7 protein-coding genes are annotated in these 6,917 nt (G+C 36.4%); all 7 read right to left on the reverse strand.

The genetic code is table 11. The features are described from left to right. Positions 1-203: 203 nt before the first annotated feature. Positions 204-776, reverse strand: coding sequence for a hypothetical protein (locus tag ACHFIY_RS18930; protein ID WP_410847698.1), 573 nt, complete (start codon positions 774-776; stop codon positions 204-206). Between the two features lie 206 nt (positions 777-982). Then, the gene (locus ACHFIY_RS18935) at positions 983-2,284 is read right to left on the reverse strand and encodes a hypothetical protein (protein ID WP_410847699.1); all 1,302 of its coding nucleotides are present in this window, start codon (positions 2,282-2,284) and stop codon (positions 983-985) included. A 289-nt stretch (positions 2,285-2,573) separates the two neighbouring features. After that, complete coding sequence (locus tag ACHFIY_RS18940) at positions 2,574-3,815, reverse strand: T9SS type A sorting domain-containing protein (protein WP_410847700.1); 1,242 nt, start codon at positions 3,813-3,815, stop codon at positions 2,574-2,576. 427 nt (positions 3,816-4,242) lie between these two features. Beyond that, complete coding sequence (locus ACHFIY_RS18945) at positions 4,243-4,614, reverse strand: hypothetical protein (protein WP_410847701.1); 372 nt, start codon at positions 4,612-4,614, stop codon at positions 4,243-4,245. Further along, a complete protein-coding gene (locus ACHFIY_RS18950; protein WP_410847702.1) occupies positions 4,611-4,958 on the reverse strand; it encodes a VOC family protein in 348 nt (115 codons plus the stop codon). The genes ACHFIY_RS18945 and ACHFIY_RS18950 overlap by 4 nt, the downstream gene beginning before the upstream one ends. A 499-nt stretch (positions 4,959-5,457) precedes the next feature. Next, positions 5,458-5,946 carry a hypothetical protein gene (locus ACHFIY_RS18955; protein WP_410847703.1) on the reverse strand — a complete coding sequence of 163 codons (489 nt, stop codon included), beginning with the start codon at positions 5,944-5,946 and terminating at the stop codon, positions 5,458-5,460. A 320-nt stretch (positions 5,947-6,266) separates the two neighbouring features. Next, positions 6,267-6,917 (reverse strand): hypothetical protein (locus tag ACHFIY_RS18960; protein WP_410847704.1); only part of this gene is annotated, 651 nt, incomplete at its 5' end.

A 6,917-nucleotide genomic window follows, 5' to 3' on the forward strand; every position in this document is an offset into this window, starting at 1 on the left:
TCGGTATTTGGGATGTGGCTGAAAATAGCGCCGGGTCAGCCGATAACTAAAGCCAAATACCTGCTCCTAAAGTTCAAATATATAAACTACTGCTCAATATTGTTGGGTCTGCCGGAACAAAAGCTAAAAAAAGAACTAAAAGCCGATTTGGTTGGGTCAAGCCTGCCATATCGCAAATACGGATGTTACCTGCCGTTTTGTGTCTACTTATGTGTCGTCCACAATAGTTTTCCATTGAAGTCAATTTTATATTTTGTCTTACAAAAGTCGGTCAACATAATGTGGTCAGAATTAAATTCAAATTCGTCTTGTCCTTCAATAGTAACAAAAATGTCTGCGCCACCAAATTGCCATTTTATTTTTCCTTCATTGTCAATCCGTGAAATTTCAAGTTCGCCGTGTACTAAATAATCGTTGTCAAGTTTGAACACCTGGAAGCAAGTTGCAGAGTCTACTTTTGTCTGCCAAAGTAAATTTAATTCAGGCAGTGTCAAACAGAATAATGTGTCACAGCAACAGAGTATTAATTTGTCGTTGTCAATAAGTGCTGAATTTTTATGAATTCCTGTCGCACCTGCTGAACCAATAATAATGCAACTATTTATTTCTTTTTCGTTGTCAAATATTTTAATGCCATGTCTTGAAACTGGATATTCTTGTCCACCGTCACCAAAATAATGTTTAAGGTAATTGAATTTATTGTCTGTCGACTCATACGAATATGTCGAGTCGTCAAAAACCTTAATGGTCAAATTTTCAAATTGGAACTGTATCATTTTAAAATGGCAGGTAACGAGTCGGTATTTGGGATGTGGCTGAAAATAGCGCTGGGTCAGCCGATAACAAAAGCCAAATACCTGCTCCTAAAGTTCAAATATATGACCTACTGCCCAATATTGTATGGTCGGCCGGAACAAAAGTTTAAACAAGGACTAAAAGCCGAGTGAGTTCCGTTAAGCCAGCCATATTGCAAATACGGATGTTACCTGCCGTTTTTGGTCACCTGGGTGTGTAGTTTTCTCAGTTTAATATTGCTGTCAAATTTGATTTCCCATTTAATTTTATCCGATAAAACATTATTGTCAATTAGGAGTTTTACAATGTCTTCTCTGTGTATTCCACAATTTATTTTATTATAGATTATCTCCAATGGCTCCTTGCAATCTTCTGTTTTGTTCACTTTGTAAATATCAATGAAACCAAAAGCAATTGAATGTATGTATTCATAATTGTCAGACCTATTTGCAATTTCAACCAATAATTGGTGGTCGCCTTTTTCATAGTTGCTTACTAACAAATTGAGGTAGTTGGATGGGTTTTTCAGTGAACTAAATTTTTGCAGAGCAAGATTCCGAATGTCTTTACCCGAAAAGTATGTTAGGCTGTCAACCGCATATTCAACAAGTCTTGTCTTAGGTGGATTTTTACCACTTGCAATTTTCAATAATAGACGGTAGTCGAAAGGAAATTTTCTTTTTGCGAAAAATCGTAAATAAAGCTCTTGTCTTTGCTTGTCTTTTTCTTCTAAAACTTCTGTTGCTAATTTTTCGACCTCTTGAATTGAAAGGTCGTTTGCTTTGTCTACAGAAATGACGCGAAATTTATTCGCGTCTATCTTTTCCCTGATTAGTTCATAAGAAAATTTTGTACTTTTCTTGTACTTAGCACGAGACCATTTATTTTCAATAATTGATTTGAGATAAGCATCAATAAATTTATTTTGTTTACCTGCTTTTTGAAGTTCATTATAAACTGATAGTTGCTTGTTCTTCTTTTGAAAGTTATCAATATGCCAACTGTCTTCCCAATCGTTTTCTTCAAATATTTTCTTTCCTACACTTTCAGCGACTTTTAAAGCACCATTTATGCCATCAATTTCCATTAATTGGACTTGTCCGCAAAACTCGTAGCCTTCCAAAGCATTTTTTTCAAAACGATTATATAAAGCTGTTTTAGCTTCTGGGTATCCAGCTTTGAAAAACAAAACAGCTAAATCACACATTTGGTCAAGTCCCCAATAATCATTTCGCTTTACTTGAAGTTTTGTCAAAACTGTTTTTATAATTTTATCTTTCTGCGGAATCTTTTTAATAAGTCTATAAACGTAAACTGCTCTGCTTCCTTCACATTGTTGGTCAAAGGCGAAATTTGTAAATGCACCTTCAATGATTATATCTGAAAAGTCAATATTTGGATTGTCATTCAAAATTAAATATGCTTCTCCAGTTCCACGTTTTAATGAGTTAAAAAATTGTCTCTTGATGTAGGCATATTGTTCAGTCATAAAATGGCAGGTAACGAGTCGGTATTTGGGATGTGGCTGAAAATAGCGCTGGGTCAGCCGATAACAAAAGCCAAATACCTGCTCCTAAAGTTCGAATATATAACCTACTGCCCAATATTGTACGGTCAGCCGGAACAAAAGTTTAAAGAAGGTAAAAAGCCGAGTGTGTTCCGTCAAGCCAGCCATATTGCAAATACGGATGTTGTGGGCATACCCAATAGCAGGGTGTGTCCAGCAGTAAAGAAAGAAGTGCAACCATTGTCAAGCTGGCTGCACTTCTATAAAAGTTCTATTTGTTTATCAACAGCTTTTCATTGTAGCTGCCTGTGTCGGTCTTTACTTTTATCACGTAAACACCGTTTGTCAAGGTTTGGGTGTCTAGTTTGTAAGAGCTTCTACTTCCCCTAAGTGATTTTGTAATGACTGCTTTACCAGCCAAGTCATAGACTGCAATGGTTGCTTTGTCAACCATTTTGCTGAAACTGATGGTTGCAAAGTCCTTTGCTGGGTTAGGTTTAATGGCAAAGGAAGAGTTGTTGCCAAAGTTTACACTCACTACTTTGCTATAACTGCTGCTGCCGTCTTTGTCCACACTTTGAAAGCGGTAGTAGTTTGTGCCAATAGTAGGGGTATAGTCTGTAAATTCATAGCCGTTTGCCCCACTGCCTACTGCTTTTAGAGTGCCTATGTCTGTAAACGAAGTGCCATCTTTACTGTGTTGAATGATGAAGTGGCTTGTATTTAGTTCTGTGGCTGTTTGCCAATTAACATTTACAAAATTGCCATTCTTTACAGCACTAATATTTTCAAAAGAAACAGGTAAGGCATATCCTCCTTGATGGTATAATGTTTGTATTTCTGTGTTATTTAATACTCGGTTATAAATAAGAGCATCATCAAGTATTCCGTTTAAAGCATCCCAATAGTTATTGTTTTCTTCAATACCAAAACGAATATCTCCATTAATAAATGTTAGTTGTTGTACAGTTGAAGAATCATTAGCCTTGCCATCGCAAAATAGTTGTAGGTTGTTTTTTGTTTTAGATAAATCATACATAAGAGTTAACATATGCCAACCATTTGCTATAGTGCTACCAGATAATCCAGTTCCAGTGTTATTATTGCCATTACCAACATATTGACCAACACAATTACCCTGATATTCACTTAGTACTATATCGTCATTTTGATTATCCCTTTTTCCAAAAAAGTAATAACCTTTACCTTTAGAGGGAGAATTAAGTTTTACCCAAATGTTCCATGTACCTTGATACATTTCAATTTGTTTGGTTTGAGGTACTGTTATGTAGCTGCTAACGCCATTGAAACTATACGCAGAATTAGTATTCCCAAATCTATCATTTGACAATATTGCACCATTTACTGTGCCATTATTTCCATTACCGCTACTATCAATTGCATTGCCACTAAAGGGATAATACGCTATCAAACCATTGGTTGGTATTTGAGCGTTTATTGTTGTTGCAGTCAATAATAAAATTGCAAACAGAGAGAGTAGTCTTATTTTCATTGTAGAATTATTTGTTTAATTAAAATAGGATTGATAGAAATGAATTCAATTGGAAGTCTTGAAATTAAATCATGGCGGGTTAAATAGCTTTATAAACCAAATCAGGGGTTCTCCTGTTTTGGTTTGTGAGACTGTCTTAATTAGGAGTTTTAATTTTGTCATCGCTCACTAGAGCCGTATGTTTTAAACCTAGTGCGGACTGTCGCACACGGGTTGCACACAACGAGTCGGTATTTGGGAAGTGGCTGAAAATAACGCTGGGTCAGCCGATAACAAAAGCCCAATACCTGCTCCTAAAGTTCAAATATATAACCTACTGCCCAATATTGTACGGTCGGCCGGAACAAAAGTTTAAAGAAGAACCAAAAGCCGAGTGTGTTCCGGTCAGCCAGCCATATTGCAAATACGGATGTTGCCTGCTGTGCTTTTAGCTGTCACTTTTGTGTCTGCTGTATTTTGCAAACCATCCTTCGTCAGAATATGCTTCTCCGTGTATACCGTCACTTAGTTCTACAACATTTTGTCCATCAACTAAAATTTGAATATCATTATCAAAGTCTGCTTGTTCTTGTAACGCAAATAAAAAGTCGTGAATTGCACCGTCCATGGTTTGTGTAATGGCTTTTATGAAAGCAATTTTTTGATTGTCGTTTAGTGTTGCAATTTCATTTTGAATTTTGAGTAAACTCGGTGCTTTCCAAAGGTTTTTTAAAAGGCCTTCGGCAAAGTCAATTCCTTTGTCTCGAAGGTTCTCAACAATGAATTTTCCAAATTTGTCAACAGGTGATAATGATTTCATTTTTTATAAAGTTCAATTTTTCTTTCGTCTGGGTCACAAATAATTGCCATAAATCCAAAGTCAGTTTGTGTCGGCTCTAATGAAAACTGTACTTGCATTTCTTTTAAAGTCAAAATTATTTGATCAAAATTGTCAATGCCTAAGCCTAAACGTAAGTTTTTATCTGCTTCTGTTTGGCTTTTGGTTAATGGATAAATTTCTAAAATGGTTTGTCCTATTGTTGCAGAATAATGAAATGGCGTATTTCCGTGTTTGTGATAATCAAAAGTCAGCCCGAATAAGCTATAAAAGTCTGCAAGCTTCTTTGTGTCGGTTGTTCTTAAAACTAATAGTCGTATGTCCATTTTGATATTTGTCTACTTGAGGTTTTTAGGGTGTTGCAATACGCTTGCAGGCAACGAGTCGGTATTTGGGATGTGGCTGAAAATAGCGCTGGGTCAGCCGATAACTAAAGCCAAATACCTGCTCCTAAAGTTCAAATATATAACCTACTGACCAATATTAATGGGTCTGCTGGAACAAAAGCTAAAAAAGGAACTAAAAGCCGAGTTTGTTCCGTCAAGCCAGCCATATCGCAAATACGGATGTTAGCAGCATTTGTCAACAGTAGAGTGTGTCAACTGTTGACGGTCTTTTCTGCATTTTAAGCCGTTTTGTCAGCTAAATAGAACCTGTCTTTTTAGGCTATCGCTCCGAGGTCGGCTTATTTGGTGTTAAGACAAAATGCTTGGCAAATGTGGCCAGTCTACTCGCTTAGTTCTTCACTATTGGGGTCAAGCCATATGTGTCAACAAATGCTGATCTATTCGCTTCAGTCTTTGCTGCCGGGTCAAGTAGGGTGTATCAAAAAGGTTGTCCCACATTTTTTTTGTAAATTAAGCAGAAAGCTTCACCACCTTTTCCATATAACTTTTCAAAGCCTTCCAAATTATTAATATAGTCATTTAGTTGTCCATTTGTCAATGTTGTATCTAACTTCAAATCGGAAATTTTAAAAGGGAATTGACTGTTATTTTGATTAGGGGTATGTAAAAATAATGCATCGCTATGGCTATCAAAGTCAAGCAAAACAGTATAAAGATGAAAGCCCTTTTTTAATTTTTTGGTTTTGTCAACCAGTAAATCAAAATGCCTAAACAACTTGTCTAAATGTGGTTTTCTTTTTTTGAAACTATTGTTACCATGGCCTTCATAGTCAAAGTGTATATGCCAGTTGCGCTCCCAAGTCTCAGTGTTTTCAAAGTCAAGCCAAGTTTTCCTGTCAAAGTCAATTTTTGATGCAAGATTCTTATAATACCGTTTAAGGCCTCTTTGTTTTTTTATACCGCTCATATTGTGATTACTATTGCCTTTAAATATGATTTCGTATAACAATATCGATTCGAAAAACCAACTATTATCATTGAGTGTCAAACTATGCAAGTCTATTCGCTTCGGTCATTGCTGCTAACGAGCAAGGTATTGCCTGCAGGCAGGGGCATAGCGCTGGGTCAGCCCGGAACTTTTGCTGGTGATTGCAATATTGCTGATGTTTTTTCCATAAGCCAAATATATAAAGTCCAGCCCGTACAAAAGCTAAATAGCCAACAAAAAGATGAAGTTTATTCCGTCACGCCCTGCTTGCGGCAATACCAATGTTAGTGGCTGTTTTGTCACGCAAGCTCTTCTGAAACAAAGTCAATTATTTTACTGTTTTCGTTTGTCGCCCAAATTTGTAAAGTGTCGTAGGCATTGCGTTTAAGTATCTCAAACTCAATTTTAGTTCCATCAATAATTTCTATCAATCCATTCTCATCAACTTCCTCTGAAAACTCATCATCAAAGTCAATTCCGTTGTAGGTTGAGATAACAATTTCAAATGTGTCGTAGCCGTCCTTGTCCTTGTAAATGTTTGTAGGTTGTCTATTATTATTTTGTTCGTCAGTAAATGTGTCGCATAGCAAAGCATTATACCCATGCTTGCAGCCATCAAACAATAATATTTCTTGTCCGCTGGAAGCATCAACAGCATAAACTAAAGATGGTGCAAAGTCTGTCCCAATAATTAAGTTTGAATAATTTTCGTGAAGTCTCCCATAATACTTGATACTAAATTTTGTCTGTCCACTTGCAGATTTCAGTTGCCGTCTCCATTCGTGTGAATGCAGGTCTTTTAGGTTGTCTATGTGAATAGTCAACCCGTCTAAAAATGTTGGGCCTAATACACCATTGTCAGTCGTCGCCTTATTTGATTTAAGGTCTTTTCTAAAGATGTTAAATAGTCCCATTTTTAAGTAGCAGGGTGTCGTTTTAAAATAGCCACT

Origin of the sequence: Parasediminibacterium schistidii, assembly GCF_046546515.1 — a bacterium.
Lineage (GTDB): Bacteria > Bacteroidota > Bacteroidia > Chitinophagales > Chitinophagaceae > Parasediminibacterium.